Origin of the sequence: Janthinobacterium sp. BJB426 (assembly GCF_002735705.1) — a bacterium.
Taxonomy (GTDB): Bacteria; Pseudomonadota; Gammaproteobacteria; order Burkholderiales; family Burkholderiaceae_D; genus Janthinobacterium.
Window position 1 is genome coordinate 50115 of the sequence record NZ_PDZL01000019.1, and the last position, 17682, is coordinate 67796.

General features: G+C 65.6%; 10 protein-coding genes. 3 read left to right on the plus strand and 7 right to left on the minus strand.

All coding sequences use genetic code 11. From position 1 onward, the window contains the following. Positions 1–99 precede the first annotated feature (99 nt). The 4 genes from CSQ93_RS23575 to CSQ93_RS23590 form a co-directional block, all read right to left on the minus strand. A complete protein-coding gene (locus CSQ93_RS23575) occupies positions 100–768 on the minus strand; it encodes a hypothetical protein (protein WP_158301339.1) in 669 nt (222 codons plus the stop codon). 115 nt (positions 769–883) lie between these two features. After that, a complete protein-coding gene (locus CSQ93_RS23580; RefSeq protein WP_199534488.1) occupies positions 884–3550 on the minus strand; it encodes a bifunctional acetate--CoA ligase family protein/GNAT family N-acetyltransferase in 2667 nt (888 codons plus the stop codon). Positions 3551–3651: 101 nt separating this feature from the next. Beyond that, positions 3652–4644 (minus strand): DUF2804 domain-containing protein, encoded by a 993-nt coding sequence (locus CSQ93_RS23585; protein WP_099380139.1) that lies wholly within the window; start codon positions 4642–4644, stop codon positions 3652–3654. Further along, positions 4641–5918, minus strand: coding sequence for a winged helix-turn-helix domain-containing protein (locus CSQ93_RS23590; RefSeq protein WP_233516319.1), 1278 nt, complete (start codon positions 5916–5918; stop codon positions 4641–4643). The genes CSQ93_RS23585 and CSQ93_RS23590 overlap by 4 nt, the downstream gene beginning before the upstream one ends. 406 nt (positions 5919–6324) lie before the next feature. Here CSQ93_RS23590 and CSQ93_RS23595 point away from each other — a divergent pair, with 406 nt between their 5' ends. Then, positions 6325–9552 (plus strand): di-heme oxidoredictase family protein, encoded by a 3228-nt coding sequence (locus CSQ93_RS23595; RefSeq protein WP_233516320.1) that lies wholly within the window; start codon positions 6325–6327, stop codon positions 9550–9552. A gap of 27 nt (positions 9553–9579) precedes the next feature. Here CSQ93_RS23595 and CSQ93_RS23600 read toward each other — a convergent pair whose 3' ends face one another. Beyond that, entirely contained in the window at positions 9580–10926 is a 1347-nt protein-coding gene (locus CSQ93_RS23600) for a sensor histidine kinase (protein WP_233516321.1), read from the minus strand. A gap of 170 nt (positions 10927–11096) precedes the next feature. Here CSQ93_RS23600 and CSQ93_RS23605 point away from each other — a divergent pair, with 170 nt between their 5' ends. Further along, positions 11097–13250 (plus strand): TonB-dependent receptor domain-containing protein, encoded by a 2154-nt coding sequence (locus CSQ93_RS23605; protein ID WP_099380142.1) that lies wholly within the window; start codon positions 11097–11099, stop codon positions 13248–13250. 59 nt (positions 13251–13309) lie between these two features. Here the strand turns inward: CSQ93_RS23605 and CSQ93_RS23610 are convergent, their stop codons facing one another. Both CSQ93_RS23610 and CSQ93_RS23615 read right to left on the minus strand, forming a co-directional pair. Continuing rightward, complete coding sequence (locus tag CSQ93_RS23610) at positions 13310–13981, minus strand: response regulator (RefSeq protein WP_099380143.1); 672 nt, start codon at positions 13979–13981, stop codon at positions 13310–13312. Positions 13982–14004: 23 nt separating this feature from the next. Further along, positions 14005–14376: a YajD family HNH nuclease gene (locus tag CSQ93_RS23615; RefSeq protein WP_099380144.1), complete on the minus strand. Its 372-nt coding sequence runs from the start codon at positions 14374–14376 to the stop codon at positions 14005–14007. A gap of 282 nt (positions 14377–14658) precedes the next feature. Between CSQ93_RS23615 and CSQ93_RS23620 the strand changes: the two genes are divergently transcribed. Beyond that, entirely contained in the window at positions 14659–17679 is a 3021-nt protein-coding gene (locus tag CSQ93_RS23620) for a PAS domain-containing protein (RefSeq protein ID WP_233516322.1), read from the plus strand. Positions 17680–17682 lie beyond the last annotated feature (3 nt).

The following is a 17682-nucleotide window of genomic DNA, read 5'->3' on the forward strand; positions in this document are numbered from 1 at the left end:
TCTTTTCCCTATATTTTCCCCCTATGACGGCGCGCCAGTCAGCATCACAAAAACACCCCCGGCAGATACTGCCTGGCGGGGTGTGCGCTCGCTACCCGTTCAAGCCTGCGCGCGCAGCGGCTGCCGCGGCACGGGCGGCGCGGACGCGGCGCCATCCGCTGCCGTTTCAGCGCTGCCGCCGGCTGCCTGCAAGGGCGTTGACAAAGGCGCTGGCAAGGGTGCTGGCAAAAAAAAGGGTAACACTTGCGCCCTGCCACGACGCGCTTCCCGCGCGCGCGCATCGTGGGCGAGGAACTGGTAGGCGATGGCAAACCACGCTTCGCCCACGATGACCTTGCGCGCCAGCGCGAACAGCTCGCGCTCTTCTTTTTCCAGGCGCTGCAGCAAGACCGCGCAAAAGGCGTCGATGGCGGCGCACAGCTGTTCGGCCTGCAATTCGGAATGGTCGATGGCGGCACCGGCGCGCTGCTGCACGACATTGATGCTTTCCAGTGCTGCATGGTTCAAGCCATTGATTTCATTCAACAGACCATCGGCATCGGGCGCGGCCTGGCGGATGGCAGGAATCAGGTACATCTCCAGCTTGCGCCAGTAGCCCCCCTGGTACAGCCGGTTCAGCCAGTCGCCCGCGTACTGCAGTTGCGCCAGGCTGAGCTGGCTCTGGTGGCGCAGCTGCACATGCATGTACTTCTGAAAAGCCAGCAGGCTCATGCGAATGCTGGCCTGTTCCACCGACAGGGAAACCAATATATATGTTGCCGTAAGCATGCACTCACTCCCGAAAACGCGCTGGATATGTCATCCTGGAAGTGAAAGTGTAAAGACTACCGACAGGGGGCGGTTTGATCCTGCACAAACCCGCGGCGGGACCCCTGCGCTTTTTTCAGGACTCGCGCAGGCCGATATGCAGGTTGACGACGCCAGGCTCTTCCGACGGCGTGACTTCGCCGCCAAAGCTTTTCACCAGCCGCTGCATGCCCTTGTTGCGCGCCATCGCCTCGCCCACCAGCGCTTCCGTGCCGCGGCTGCGGAAGTAATCGACCAGCTTCTCGAACAGGATGTGGCCCAGCCCCTTGCCCTTCAGGGCCGAGCGCACGGCGATGGCGAAATCGGCGTGGATATTGTCCGGGTCGGCCACGGCGCGCACCACGCCCAGGGTTTCCGGCTTGCCGTCCGGCCCCGTGTGCGTGGCGATGAAAGCCATGGCGCGGTCGTAATCGATCTGCGTCAGGCGCGCCAGCTGCGACACGGGCAACTCGCGCATGGACGTGAAGAAGCGCAGGCGCACGTCGTCCGGGTCCAGCGCGTGGAACAGGTCCATGTGCTGCGGCGCGTCCTCGGGGCGGATGGGGCGCAGCAGGATCGACTGGTCCATCCACGTCACCTGCTCTTCCAGCTCCTGCGGGTACGGGCGGATGGCCAGGCGGTCGCGCTGCTGGCCCGGCTGCAGGCGGATGCGCGCGTCGAGGGCGATCACGCCGTCTGCGTCGGCCACCAGCGGGTTGATGTCGAGTTCGGCCAGCTCGCCGATGTCGGCCACCAGTTCGGCCACCTGGATCAGGGTGTAGCAGATGGCGTCGATGTCGGCCGGCGGCTGGTTGCGGTAGCCGGCCAGCAGTTTCGACACGCGCGTGCGCGCCAGCATGTCGCGCGCCAGCACCATGTTCAGCGGCGGCAGGCCGATGGCGTGATCGGCCGTCACTTCCACGGCGATGCCGCCCTGCCCCACCAGGATGACGGGGCCGAAGGCGGCGTCCGTGGTGACGCCGACGATCAATTCATGCGATTGCGGCCGGCGCGCCATCTGCTGCACGGTAAAACCGTCGATCAGCGCGTCGGGACGCATGCGGCGCACGCGCTTGAGCATGGCGGCGGCGGCCGTGCGCAGGATGTCGGGCGTATCGAGGTCGAGTGCCACGCCGCCCACGTCGGATTTGTGGGCGATGTCGGGCGAATGGATTTTCAGCGCCACCGGGTAGCCGATGTCCGCCGCCACGGCCAGCGCCTCTTCCACGTCGGCCGCCATGCGCGTGGTGGCGACGGGAATGCCGTAGGCGGCCAAAATCTCTTTCGAGCGACATTCGCCGAGCACCGTCTGGCCAGCGGCCAGCGCGGCGGCAACGATTTCGCGCACCCTGGCGCGGCGCGGCGTGGCCGACATGGGCAGCTGCGCCGGCACCTGCATCAGGGTTTCCTGGTTGCGCCGGTATTGCACGATCTGCATGAAGCCATGCACGGCCTTTTCCGGCGTGTCGTAGGTGGGAATCCCGGCCCGGTTGAAGACCTGGCGCGCGGGCGCCACGGTGGTCCCGCCCAAGAGGCACGACAGCACCGTGCGCGAGGTGGCCTTGATCAGCGGCGTGACGGCTTCGGCGATGTCGATCGACGAGACCATGGCCGTGGGCGCGTGCAGCAGCAGCAAGGCGTCCGCCTGCGGCTCGTCGAGCAGCGGCTTGATGGCATCGGCATAGCGCTGCACGGCCGCGTCGCCGGGCAAGCCCACGGGGTTGTCGTGCGACCAGCCCCGTGGCAGCGCCTTTTCCAGCGCAATGACGGTATCGGGCGAGAGTTCGGCCAGTTTGCCGCCGCTGCTCACCAGCGCATCGGTGGCCATCACGCCCAGGCCGCCGCCGTTGCACAGGATCGCCAGGCGCTCGCCGCGCTGCGAACGGATATGCGTGAGGGTTTCCACGGCATCGAACAGCTCCTCGGCCGAATACACGCGCAGCATGCCGGCGCGGCGGATGGCCGCGTCGTACACGGCGTCGGAACCGGCCAGCGCGCCCGTATGCCAGGCCGCCATGGCCGCGCCTTCCGCTTCGCGCCCCGCTTTCAACACGATGACGGGTTTGCTGCGCGCGGCCGCCCGCGCCGCCGACATGAATTTGCGCGCCGCCTGGATGTCCTCCATGTACAGCAGGATGGCGGCCGTGTCGATGTCGCCGGCCAGGTAATCGAGCAAGTCGCCGAAATCGATATCGTAGCTGGCACCCAGCGAAATGAACTTGGAAAAGCCCACGCCATGCGCATTGGCCCAATCGAGCACGCCCGACACCAGCGCCCCCGATTGCGAGACGAAGGCGATCTTTCCGCTCGTCGCGCCGACATGGGCAAAGCTGGCGTTCAAGCCCAGTTTAGGCACCAGCAACCCCATGCTGTTGGGGCCGAGGATGCGCAGCAAATGCGGTTTTGCCGCCTTCAGCATGGCCAGGCGCAGCGACTGCTCGCGCACGGGGTCGAGGCCCGACGTCATGACGATGGCCGCGCGCGTGCCCAGCGCGCCCAGTTCGCGGATCATGGCCGCGATGGTGGCCGGCGGCGTGCAGATGATGGCCAGGTCCGGCGCCTTCGGCAAGTGCGCCAGCTTGCGGTAGCATTTCAGGCCCATCAGCTCGTCGTACTTGGGATTGACGGGCCAAATCTCTCCCTGGTAACCGCCGCCCAGCAGGTTGTACAGGGCGATGGCGCCCAGCTTGCGTTCGCGCGCCGTGGCGCCGATCAGGGCCACCGAGGCCGGCTTGAACAGCTTGTCGAGATTACGGATACTCATGTTCTGGCCTCATGGATTGCCGGAGCGGCTACGCGCCAGTGTAAAGGATGCATTGCCAAAAAAACTTGACCTTGTCACGCGTTTCGCAAAAAACAATGCGCCTACCAGCGCGAGCGGTGGCTTTCCGTCACCCCGGCCAGCTGCGCCACGATGCGCTTGGGCGACTCCGCGCTGGTGCGCACCCAGCCGCTGAAAGTGCCGATGGGCTGGATGTAGCGGCTGGCGGCGATCCACAGGTTTTTATCCTCGCGGCGCGCGCCTTCCGGCTTGAAGTGCAGGTCCAGCAAATCGTCGTCCGTCCACACATGCCACGGCGCCAGCGGGTTGTCGGGATTGAAGTCGAAATGCGCGCGGCCCAGCGGATACAGCTGGCCATCGAGCCACAGCGCGTTTTCATGCGCGCCGAAATAGCCGGCCTGCAGGTTGAAACCCAGGTCCAGGCTGTGCGCCGAGGCCCAGCGCCATTCCGTTTCGCGCGCCAGCAAGCCATTCGAATAATCGAAGCTGGCCACGCCATCGTCCAGGCTGTAGCCCATGGCGCCGCAGCGCACAGTGCCCCACAAGGGCAAGCCGCCCGACTTTTGCGTCGCATGCACGCTGCCGCCCTCGCCCACGGGCCCCACGGCCAGCAAGGTGGGTGCCACGGGCGGGCCGAATTCCGCATCGATACCGAAATGGCCGCAATCGAGCAGCAAACGGTAGCGCTGCTGGGGCTGGGCTTCGATGCTGATTTTTTGCGAGAAAAACCGGAAATGGCTGCAGCCAGCAGCATGCGGCGCCACGGTAGCGCTCAAGCCCGGCACGCCATCCTGCGAAAAGCTGGCCACGATCTTGCCCTTGTGGCGGTCGAAGGCATACGCGAACGCCGTGCTGGTCCAGCCCAGGTCGACGATGGCCACGCCGCAAAACAGGGTGGGCGTGGACAGGGCCACGTAGTGCCAGCGCTTATGGTGAAACAGCCGCCAGAAGGCGCCGCGCGCGTGCGGTGGCGCCAGCGCGGCCCAGTCGAAGGCGTTCAATTGCCCCGTGTAGCGGCCAAAACGGGGCTGACCGTCGGCGTCGAGCAGCGCGGGCGGAGCCGGTGGCAGCATCATGCGGCCCGCCTTGCGGCAGCATCGCCGTCGTGCAGGGCCTCAGCCAGCTGCTGGCCAAATAGCGCCGGCTGCGCCTGCGCAATATCAATATCGGGACAGACATGCCAGAGCGCCAGCCGCTGCACGGCGCCTGCCACGTCCTGCACCAGGCGGGCACTGACGCGCACACCCACTTCCAGCACCAGCGACTTGATCTCGAAACGCCCCTGCGCGCGGTGCGCCTTGGCGTCCAGCCGCCCCACGAGCGCGCCGCGCCGCAGGATCGGCAAGGTGAAATAACCATACCGGCGTTTTTCAGCGGGCGTGTAGCATTCGAGCCGGTAGTCAAAGCCGAACAATTCCAGCGCGCGGCGCCGGTCCCACACGACGGGATCGAACGGCGACAAAATCGTCGTCAGGGTGGGCGCCAGCTTGCCTGCGGCCGCGTCGCGCGCCAATTGCGCATGGTCCGCATGCACGTACACGGCGTCAATCCAGCCATCGACCGTGCAGCGCAGCAGCGCGCCCTCGTCCACCAGCGCCTGCAAGTCGTGCGCCAGGCTGACGCGCGACTGTTTCGTGCGAAAGTAGTCGCTGATCCAGCTGGCCCGCGCCAGCCCCAGCGCCTTCACGCTGGCCAGCAGCAGGCGCCGGCGCACCTGTTCTTCCGGCGGCAGCAAGCCGTCGTGCCAGCCTGGCAGCACCCTTTCGGCCAAGTCGTAATAGCGCTGGAACTGATGGCGCTTGGCGATCATCAGCACGCCCGAGGTAAACAGCACTTCGAGCGAGCGCTTTTCCGGCTTCCAGCTCCACCAGCCGCCCGCCTGGCCATCCGTGCGCTCGAAGTCGGCCGAGCGCACGGCGCCGTTGACGCGGATATGTTCCAGCACCGACGCGACGGCATCACCCTGCTCGGCCATCCATTTGACCGAGTATTTCCAGCCCATGGCGGCCGGGTCCAGCATGCGGTGGCGGTACAAGCCATAGTCTTCGATCGGCACGAAGCACGCTTCATGCGCCCAGTACTCGAACAGCGCGCCCTCGGCCAGCAGCTGCTCCAGCCACGGCTGCGGATAGTCGCCCAGGCGGCTCCACAGCACCAGGTACGGGCTGCGCGCCACCACGTGGATGGTGTCGATCTGCAGCACGCCCATCTGCCGCACGGCGGCCAGCACGTCAGCCTTGACGGCCTTCTTGCGGCGCGCCTGCAGCAAGCCCTGCGCGGCCAGGTGCAAGGCGCGCGCGGCGGGCAGCGAGAGCGGCGGGAGTATCGGTGTGGCGGGTGGAATCGGCAAGGTCAGTTCTTCCTCAAAAAAGGGGACGCGCAGTCGGCAGGCATTTCAGGAAGATACCGCATTCCCGTCGCGCGCCACGCATTTCTTCCTGAATTTTATTCATGCTATCACCCATTCTTATTCATCTTGCGCACCAGCATAGTGCAAAAAACCCGGACTACATGAACAGTTGACGACAAGTCCACGAGACCTCTTGACATGCCTCATGCGCTTCTATAACTTAAGAAAATTATTGCCATACGGCAATTAAAACTGCTCCCCCATCTTTGCCCGCCATGCCCCTCCTTGCCGCCCCTGGCCGCAAGGCGCTGCGGTGACGCTGCAGCATGCGCAACACCATTGACGGGGATGCGGAGACGGCCACTCTGACCAATCTTGCATAATCAATAAAAACAAGGAAGATAGCATGCACACATCCCTGCTTCGGCCCCGGCGGCACCAAGCCGGCTGTATCCACTTTTCCATGCGACGCTTGCCGCTGGCCCTGGCCCTGCTGCTGGCCGCATGCGGCGGTGGCGGTGGCGGCGGTGGCAGCGACAACCCGGCCACGCCCGCCATGGCGCAGCGCCTGCTGGCGCAAACGTCGGCGGAAACGACGCTGACGCCCGTCGCCGCCACGGCCAGTTCGGCGGAACGGGGCGATCTGTCAGCCAGCGCCGCGATCGACCGCAACGACAGCACGCGCTGGGGCAGCGGCTTTAGCGACAACGAATATCTGACCCTCGATTTCGGCACTTCGCAGCGCATCACCCGCGTGCATATCGCTTGGGAAAACGCGCACGCCAGCGCCTACCTGCTGCAGGTATCGGATGACAATACGCACTGGAGCACCATCCAGAACGTCAGCGACAGCAAGGGCGGCATCGAGGACATCACGGGGTTCGACGCGCAAGGCCGCTACCTGCGCATGCAGGGCGTCAAGCGCGCGGGCCAGTACGGTTACTCCATCTTTGAAATCCAGGCATTTTCGGGTACGCCCGTCCTGCCGCCTGTGACGCCGCCCGTCACCGAACCGCCTCCGGTCACCATCGATCCGGGCCAGCCCGGCGTGGATATCCGCCCCGTGGCCGCCACTTCCTCGCCCGTGGAAAACAACGGCATGTCGGCCGCCATGGCGATCGACGGCAAGACGGGCACGCGCTGGGCCAGCAAGTTCGAGGACGGCGCCTGGATCCAGTTCGACTTCGGCGCGAAGACGCCCGTCGGCTACATGAAACTGCTGTGGGAAAACGCATACGGCAAGCAGTACGCGCTGCAGGTGTCAGACGACGGCCAGAAATGGTCGCAAATCCGCTACGTGAGCAATGGCCACGGCGGCACCGAGGAATTCTTCAATCTGGGCGTGAACGCCCGCTACACCCGCCTGCAGGGCGTGGCGCGCGCCACGCAGTATGGCTACTCGCTGCTGGAAGTAAGCTTCAAGACGCCGGGCAGCGACAACAGCCTGCCGTCGACTGCGACGTCGGCCTTGAAATTCCCCGCCAACGGCACCGGCTGGACACCGCTGCCGGCCGCCGCCCAGCCGCTGGAAAGCCTGCAATTCACCCTGGCCGACGGCACCCTGGTGACGCGCTTCGGCGCGCGCGGCCTGGCGCGCCACGGCCGCGAACGGGGCGAGGAATGGAATGAAATCGGCTACGGCCCGAATGAAACGGTCGATCCCGTCACGGGCCTGCCGCAAGACAAGGGGCCGGGCAACTACCTGACTTTCGTGCCGCAGTACTTCAAGAACCGCACCTGGGGTGTGGAAATCATCGACAACAGCCGTGTACGCGGCGTCACCAAGCCCACCTTGATCGTCAACCAGTACACCACCGTCGACTTCCTTTCCGGCGGCGTGGCCTTCTTCCGCGGCTTCGACCGCCCTGGCGTAACGGGCTACGGCTGGATGTCGCCCGGCGAACTGGTGGACCGCAATGTCCCCGTCTGCAAGCCGATGGCCTACCCGGCCAATGATCGCCTGACGAACGCCAACGGCATCAACGGCGCCTGCACCCTGCTGATCAAGGAATACCCGGGCCATGGCGGCCTCGATGTGGGCGGCATGCCGAATGGCACGGACGTCAAGGCGCGCGCGCTGACGGCGGGCGACATCATCGAAGTGTCGCCATCGATGTTTTCCACCGCCGCCTCGATGGCATCGAAAGGCGACGACGGCGGCATCCGCTACTACTCGTACGAATGGACGTATGTGGTGGGCGCAGGATTGCGGCCGTGGTATGGCGTGCAGCCGCGCCTCAATTCCGTGCCGCTGCCGGAAGAAACGCTGTCGGGCGGCCTCGGTTCCGTGTCATATAACTACTCGGACAACGCCCTGTTCATGTTCCAGCAGCCGCACAACAATATCGGCATGCAGAACATGCAGCGCTTCGTCGAAGGCCGCCGCCTGGTGCACACGAACTTTGCCACCGGCGAGCATAACGAAGGCGGCAACGACCGCTACGCGCCCGCCGTCGGCCTGCAGGGACAGCGCTACGGGCAGTCGGCGTGCATCGCCTGCCACGTCAACAATGGCCGCAGCCCCGCGCCGATGGCCCTGAACCAGCGCCTCGACACGATGGCCGTGCGCGTCGCCAGCATCAATGCGGCGGGCCAGCAGGTGCCGCACCCGCAATACGGCACGGCGATCCAGATGAATGCCGTCTCGCCGTCCGGCGTGCCGCAAAACTGGGGCAACAGCGTCAGCGTGGGCGGCTTTACGGTACGCAAGACGACCCTGGCCGATGGCACGCAGGTCGAACTGCGCAAACCAACCTTGGCCTTCGAAGGCCCCGTGCCGCAAGTGGTCTCGCTGCGCGCGGCGCCGCCGATGATCGGCACGGGCTTGCTGGAAGCCGTGCCGGAAGCCGATATCCTGGCGCGCGCCCGCAGCACGCCGGATGCCGACGGCGTCAAGGGCGTGCCCAACTATGTGTATGAACCAGAGACGGGCGCCGTGCGCCTGGGCCGCTTCGGCTGGAAGGCATCGAAAGCCACCTTGCGCCACCAGGCCGCCGACGCGCTGCTGCTGGACATGGCCGTCACTTCTCCCGTCTACCGCAACCGCGCCTGCATGGCCGGACCGGTGGCTTGCGCGGCGGGCGGCGCCCAGCCCGGCATCTCGGAAGCGGACCTGCAGTCGATCACGCAATACCTGGCCCTGGTGGCCGTGCCGGCGCAGCGCAGCATCGCCAGCGGTTTCCCGAAAGGCGTGGCACCGATCGAGGAACTCAAGGTCGACCCGCAGCAGGTTGCCGCCGGCTCGAAGCTGTTCCAGGGCATGCGCTGCGCTGCCTGCCACACGGTGGAAATGAAGACGGGCGCGGGCCACCTGTTTGCAGAGTTACGCAACCAGACCATCCGTCCCTACACCGACCTGCTGCTGCACGACATGGGCCCCGAACTGGCCGACACCTTCACGGAAGGCCAGGCGCAAGGCAGCATGTGGCGCACGGCGCCCCTGTGGGGTATCGGCTACACGGAAAAAGTCATGGGCAATGGCGGCAAGGCTGGCTACCTGCACGACGGCCGCGCGCGCAGCCTGACGGAAGCGATCCTGTGGCATGGCGGCGAAGGGACTAAAGCGCGCCAGCGTTTCGAGAACCTGTCGAAGACGGACCGCGATGCGCTGCTGGCTTTCCTGAAGTCGCTATAAGCGTTTGAAGGGCGGCTGGTGCTGCTGTCATGGAAACATGACCGTCACCGCCAGCCCCCGGTTTTGCACGCCGGCGCCGAGGATGATGTCGGCGCCATGCCGCTCGGCGATGCGGCGCACGATGGACAGGCCCAGGCCGCTGCCAGGCAGCTGCCCGCCGCCCAGGCGCACAAAACGCTCGAACGCGCGCGCGTGCAGTTCCTCGGCGATGCCCGGACCGGAATCGGCCACGCGCAGGTAGCTGCGCCCCGCTTCCACGCCGCAACTGATCACGACACAGCCTGGCGCCGGCGTATAGCGCAGCGCATTGTCGACCAGGTTACGCAGCAGCATCTGCAGGCTGTCCGCATGCAGCGCGCACGGCGCCGGCGCCATGATCACGCTCAGCGACAGCTGATACTGCCGGCTCGATTGCTGCCACTGCGCAGCCTGCCCAGCCAGCAGGTCGGCCAGGTCCCCCGCGCACAAGTCCGCCGCCGCGCCCGATTGCGGATCGAGCTGCGCCAGCGCCAGCAACTGGTTGACGAGGCGCGTGGCGCGCTCCACGCTGGCGCCCAGGGCGGCAATGAATTCCTCGTGTTCAGCCTCGCTGCGGGCCCGCTGCAGCACTTGCAGATTGGTCTTGATGGCGGCCAGCGGCGTGCGCAGCTCGTGCGCCGCATCGGCCGTGAAGCGCTGCTCATTGTCGCGGCTTTGCCGCACCCTGCCGAACAGGCGGTTTATTTCCAGCAGCAGCGGATGCAGCTCGGTGGGCGCGCCAGCCAGCCTGACGTCGGCCAGTTCATCGGGCGTGCGCGCCGACACTTCCCCGGCGGACGCCTGCAGCACGCGAAACACGCGGTGGATGCTCCACCAGATGGCGATGGTGGCCAGCGCCACCAGCAGCAGGCCGAACAGCGCGATGCGGTAAAAGAAGCCGCGGCTGATGTCGTCGCGGTGGCTGGTCGGCTCGGCCACCAGCAGTTGCAGGGTACGCTGCGGGTCCCACAGCGAAAACAATCGCCAGCGCTGGCCGCCGATGCTGGTCCACGACAGGCCGTCCGGCGCGCTGCGCGACAGGGCGATGTCGGTCGCCGCGTCATTGCGGTACAGCACGCGCTGCTGCGCGTCGCGCACCTTGAACAGCAAATACTGGTGGGGATTCGGGTGGCCGCGCAGCGGCAGGTCGATGGGCCCCGTCAAGCCGTGTTGGCGCGCATCCTTTTCCACCAGCGACAGCAGCAAATGGCCCGTCTCGATCAGCGACTGGTCGAACAATTCCTGGCTTTCACGGCGCGCTTCCACGTACACGATGGCGGCGCTGCCCACCCACAGGGCCAGGGTCAGTCCCAGCAGCACGGCCAGCAAGGTGCGCCGCAGCGACCAGGTTTTCACGCCGCCGCCAGCCGTTAAGAATCTCTTAAGAACTTCTGCGCAAGATCCGGAGCGAAATATTTTTTGGGTAGCCATGGCCGCAATTGTAAATGATTCTTATTGCGTCAATGATTCCCATTAGCTTGCGCCAGCAACATCAACCAATAACTCATCCACCATCAGGAGTTTGCATGTCCAACAGCACCCGCCGCGCGCGCCTGCCGCGTCCCACCACCCTGGCCCTGGCCTTGGCCGCCCTGTCCTGCCTGCCAGCGCACGCCCAGACGGGCACGCCGGCCAGCATGCCCGAAGTGGTGGTGTCCGCCTCCGGTTTCGAGCAGGATATCAAGCAGGCGCCGGCCTCGATCACGGTACTGACGCGCCAGGAGCTGTCGAAGGAGCGCTTCGGCAACCTGACGCAGGCACTGGAAAGCGTGGAAGGCATCGACGTGGGTGCGGCGGGCGACAAGACGGGCGGCATGAACATCAGCATCCGCGGCATGCCCAGCGACTACACCCTGGTGCTGATCGACGGACGCCGCCAGAACGCGGCCGGCAATGTCACGCCGAACGGCTTCGGCGGCACGCAGACGAGCTTCATGCCGCCGCTGGCCGCCATCGAGCGCATCGAAATCATCCGCGGCCCCATGTCGACCCTGTACGGCTCGGACGCCATGGGCGGCGTGATCAACATCATCACGCGCAAGGTGGGCAAGCAGTGGATGGGCTCTATCTCGGCTGACTACACCGTGCAGGAAGAATCCGATTTCGGCGACGTGAAAAACGGCCGCTTCTACCTGAGCGGTCCCATCGCCACCGACCTGCTGGGCCTGTCCCTGCGCGGCAGCAAGCAGCGCCGCGATGCGGCCAACATCCGCTACAACGACGCGGCCGGTGGGGAAAATGTGCCGAACATGGGCGCCAACCCCGTGCGCGCAGACATTGAAAACTTTGGCGCGCGCCTGGCCTTCACGCCAAACCGCTACCACACCGTCATCCTCGACGCGGACGCAGGCCGCCAGACCTACGACAATTCGAAGAAGCAGCTGGGCACCCTGGGCTTGCAGGGCGGCTACGGTCCCGAGCAGAAATACAACCGCGACCAGTGGACCCTGTCGCACACGGGCCGCTTCGGCTTCGGCACCCTGGACAGCAGCTACATGGTGAACAAGACGGAAACCCTGGGCCGCACGATTCCGCCAGGCACGCCGGGCGCCGTGGCCGGCAGTGCGCGCACCCTGGAAGTGGAAAGCCAGGTGTTCGACACCAAATTGGTCATGCCATTAGGTAAGCACATGGCGACCGTCGGCGCGCAATGGTGGAAAGCGGAAATGACGGATGGCGTGGCGCCGAAGAAATTCGAATTCACGCAAAAAGCCCTGTTCGTGGAAGACGAATGGCAGGTGCTGGAGAACGTCGCCCTGACCTTCGGCGCCCGTTATGACGATCACAGCATCTTCGGCGGCCAGACCAGCCCCCGCGCCTATGCCGTATGGAACGCGACGCCACGCTGGACCGTCAAGGGCGGCGTCAGCAAGGGCTACAAGACGCCGCGCGTGGAGCAACTGTCGCCAGGCATCAACGGTTTCGGCGGCCAGGGCACGATTCCCCTCGTCGGCAGCCCGAACCTGAAGCCGGAAACGAGCACGACCACGGAAATCGGCGCCTACTTCGACAACCTTGCCGGCTGGACGGCCAGCGGTTCCCTGTTCAACAATGAGTTCAAGGACAAGATCACGACGGGCACCGGCCTCGTCAATTGCGATTATCGCCCTTCGCCGAACCGTCCCGGCTGCGTCAGCTTCGGCAACTGGCCCAACGTCGATGCGTTTGGCCAATCCGTCAACGTGGATGAGGCCGTCACACGCGGCGTCGAGCTGAACACGCGCTTCCCACTGGGCAAGACCTTGTCGGCCAGCGCCAACTATACGTACACGGAAAGCGAACAGAAGAGCGGCAGCAACGCCGGCAAGCCGCTGAGCGACACGCCCAAGCACGCCGTCAACGCGCGCCTGAGCTGGGATATTTCGCGCGAATGGAACGGCTGGCTGCGCGCCGAGTACCGCAGCGAGCGCTTCCGCGATCCGGGCACCTCGGCTTCCACGCGCGCCGCCAAGGCCGCGCTGGGCGACTACAAGGGCTACACCATGCTGCACCTGGGCAGCAGCTACCAGTTGAACAAGCGCGTCACCCTGAACGCGGCCGTGTACAACCTGCTCAACAAGGACTTCATCGACTACCAGCCATACCGTGGTTCATCGGCGCCGACCTTGACCTACGCCAACCGCTATGTCAACAGCCTGGACGGCCGCCGCCTGTGGCTGTCGGCGACTGTCGATTTCTGATGATATGACGCATCATTAGCGTTAACATCGAACGGGCTGCCTCAGGGCGGCCCGTTTTTTTATCCAGCCACTTTAGGCTTGTCGATGCAATAACCGATCGCGTGCACGGTGCGTATCAAGTCCCGCCCCAGCTTCTTGCGCAGGTGGTGGATGTGCACTTGCACGGCATTGCTTTCCACTTCGTCACCCCAGCTGTACAGGTTTTTCTCCAGCTGTTCCCGGCTCAGCACCCGGTCGCCGTGTTCCAGCAGCAGTTGCAGGATGCGAAATTCCTTCACCGTCAGCAGCACGGGCAATCCCCTTTGCGTCACCTGCCGGTCCGCAATATCGAGCACCAGGTCGCCGTGCACGAGGTTTTCGCGCAGGCGGCCCGCGGCGCGGCGGCAGGCGCTGCGGATGCGCGCGGCCAGTTCGTCGAGGTCGAACGGTTTCACGATGAAGTCGTCGGCGCCCGCGTCGAGCCCGGCGATGCGCTCGCCCACCTGGTCGCGCGCCGTGACAACCAGCACGGCGCCGCTGTAGCCATTGTCGCGCAGCACGCCCAGCGCCTGCATGCCATCCTGTCCCGGCAAGCCCAGGTCGAGCAAAATGCAGCCATAGTCGTGCAGGCGCACGGCCGTGTGCGCGTGTTCGGCGCTCGTAACCCAGTCGACGGCATAGCCGCCCTGTTCCAGGCCGATCTGCGTGGCGCGGCCCAGCTGCGGGTCGTCTTCGGTCAGCAAGATGCGCATGGGGTGAGAAGCGGACGGACCGCTCAGTCCTTTTTCTTGATCAGGCCAGCCAGCGCGGCGAACGGATTGTGCGTGGCGGGCGCCACCTCGGCCGACAGCAGGCCGGCGCCACGGTCCGCTTCCAGGTAGCGCGAGTGCTCATTGTCGTGGCAATACAGGCACAGCAGTTCCCAGTTGCTGCCATCGGGCGGATTGTTGTCGTGGTTGTGGTCGCGGTGATGCACGGTCAGCTGCTGCACGTTGGCGCGCGTAAATTCGCGCATGCAACGGCCGCAGATCCACGGGTACATCTTCAGCGAACGCTCGCGGTAGCCGCTCTCGCGCTGGTCGGCCGCGCGGCGTGCTTCGGCCACGATCTTGTCCAGTCTTGCCGCGTCGGGCTTTTTACTCTGCATGACAACTTTCGATATGGGAGGTAGAAGTGCTCATTTTAATGAGGATGGGGGCGCAATTGTACTTTTTCTGCCACGGCGCCAGCCCGTGTCGCCGCCGGCGTGCTTTTTTTAGCGTGCGCGGCACCACAATTACTTGATTTAACGCAGAATAAGCCCAGCGACAGACCGCGAACAGACGATGGGCGTGGCGGCGACGGGCTTATGCGCAAGGCAGCCGATTTCGGCTATCATGCGCGCCACGCCGCCCCTCCCCTTTTCCATGACCCTAGCCTGCAAGCGCCCGTGATAGCGATAACAAGACCTCTGCAACGCTTTGCCCGCCGCCTGTACCGTCTCAGCCTGGTGCCCCTGTTCGCGCTCATTCTGCTGCTGGCGCTGTGGGCGGCCGTCTTTTACCAGGTGGGCCAGGAGCGGGCCAGCGCCGTGCGCGACGCCGTGGCCGTCAGCCAGTCGCTGGCGCGGACCCTGGCCGACCATACCAGTTTCACCCTGCGCCAGACGGACCACGCCACGCAATTGTTCAAACTCAAATACGAGGAAACGGACGGCGGCCTGCGCCTGAATGAATTCACGCGCCGCCAGGGCCTGCTCGACAGCGTGCTGCCGTCGAAGCTGGCGTTGCCGATCGCCCTCGTCGACGCGCACGGCAATGTGCTCGACAGCGCCAACGCCTACCTGCCGGAAAACCTGGCAGGCCAGGCGTTTTTCAGGGCGCTGGCCGCGAATGCGTCCGACACGGCCCTGGTCGACACGCCCATGCTCGACGCGGGCAGCAAGCACTGGTCCATCCGCCTGGCGCGCCGCCTGAACGACGCGCAAGGCCGTTTTGCCGGCGCCATCGTCATCCTCGTCGACCCCACGTATTTTGTCGACGACTACGACCGCCTGAACCTCGATGAACAGGGCGCGCTGATGCTGGTGGCGCGCGACAGCGGCCTGACGGCGGGACGCATCGGCGAGCAGCTGATCGTCAGCGACCGCATCGACTTCCGCATGCCGGGAGCGCCGCAGCACGCCGCCGAAGAATTGCTGATCGTGCCGCCCGTCGATGCGACCTCGCGCATCTATAGCTACCACGAGCTGCCGCGCTATCCGCTGCTGGCCGTGGTGGGTGTGAGCCGCGCCGTCGCCCTGGCGCGCTTCGAGCACCGCCGTCTGGTGTATGTCGGCGCGCTGCTCGCCGCCAGCGTACTCATTGCCGGCTTTACGGCCCTGCTGATGCGCCAGAGCGCGCGCCTGCGCCGCAGCATCCGCCAGGCCACGGAAACGCAAGCCTTGCTGCGCGCGGCGCACCAGGGCAGCCTCGATGCCGTGCTGCTGCTGAAAGCCTGGCGCCCCGCGCCGGGCAAGCCGGTGGAAGACTTCACCTTTGCCGACATCAACGAGCGGGCCGCCGACATGCTGGGCAAGCCACGCTCCGAGCTGCTGGGCCAGCGCGTGCTGCCGCTGATGCCGCTGCTGCGCGGCGAGCGTTTCTTCAAGCGCTTCGTGCTGGTGATGGAAACGGGCCAGCCGCTGGAAGATGAATTCGAGCTGCCGCTGGCCTCGGGCGGCACGCGCTGGCTGCGCCACCAGGTGGTGCCGATCGCCGACGGCGTGGCCGTCACCTCGCGCGACATCAGCGCGCGCAAGCACGACGAACTGGCGCTGCAGGATAACCGCAGCTTCCTGCAGTCGCTGATCGACCATTTGCCCGTGCTGGTCTACGTGAAAAGCGCGCGCCCGGAAAATTTCGGCCAGATGGAAGTGTGGAACAAGGCGGCCGAGGACATCACAGGCCACCTGGCCGCCGACGTCATCGGCAAGACCGATTGCCTGGCATTCCCGCCCGACTTCGGCCTGCACGATGCCGAGGACGACCGCGCCATCCTGGCCGAGCGCGGCGTCATCGACCATACGGAAAAGCCGCTGCGCCTGTTCGATGGCAGCCTGCGCTACCTGCGCGCCGTCTCCGTGCCCGTATTCGACGAGCGCCAGCAGATCGAACATATCCTGTGCATCGCCGAAGACATCTCGCAGCGCCGCCAGCAGGAGCTGGAACTGCGCCAGAAACAGGCCGAGCTGGCCGCCGTCAACGACGCCTCGCCGCTCGGGCTGGTGCGCCTGGACCGCCAGCGCCGCTGCACCTATGTCAACCGCACCTTTGAATCGATCACGGGCTTGCCGCGCGCGGCCGCCTTGGGCGCCGGCTGGACCAGCGCCCTGCACCCGGACGACTATCCGCTGATGCACGTGGCGCTGGAACAGCTCACGCGCAGCCATGCGCCGTTCCAGTCCACCCTGCGCTGCCTGCAGCGCGACGGCAGGCTGGTGTGGGTTTCCGTCAAAATCGCCCCCATCCTCATCGACGGCCAGATCGAAGGCTACGTGGGAACGCTGGACGACATCACCACCTTGCGCGAATCGGAAGTGGCGCTGCTGGAAAGCGAAGCGCGCCTGCGCACCATCGCCGACACCTTGCCGGCCATGATCGCCTACATCGACGCCGACCAGGTCTACCGCTTCCTGAACATCGCCTACGAACGCGAATTCGGCCTGACGGGCAAGCTGGTGCTGGGCAAGAGCGTGCGCGACACGGTGGGCGAGGCGCGCTACGGCACCGTGGCGCCGTATATCGAGCGCGTGCTGGCCGGCGAAACTTTGAGCTTCGAGGAAGAAGACGACAAGGAAGGCATCGAGCGCTGCATGGAAGTGATCTACATTCCGCAGATCGGCGAAGACAAGCTGCAGGTGGTGGGTTTTCACGTGATGCGCCAGGATATCACCGTGCAAAAGCGCGAAAAACAGCGCCTGCTGAAGCTGGCCCAGGTCGATGCGCTGACCGGCTTGTCGAACCGCGCCGGATTCCAGCAAAAACTCAGCGACGCCATGCACGCGAGCCGCCAGCAGCAGCACCTGATGGCCGTCATGTACATGGATATCGACCGATTCAAGCCCGTCAACGACACGCACGGCCACGGCACCGGCGACGCGCTGCTGCGCGCCTTCGCCCAGCGCCTGACGCAGACCATGCGCGCCACCGACATCGTCGCCCGCCTGGGCGGCGACGAATTCACCATCATCATGGAACAGATCACCCGGCCCGACGACGCGGCAGTGCTGGCGGAAAAAATCGTCGCCGCCATGCAGCAGCCGTTCGAACTCGATGGCATCACCGTGCGCATTTCCGCCAGCATCGGCCTGGCCTTCTACCGCGACGAAGACATTTCCCCCGCCGTGCTGCTGCAGCGGGCCGACGTGCTGCTGTACAAGGCCAAGCAGGATGGCCGCAATACATACAGAGCCGGCGCCTTGACGGCTTGATTT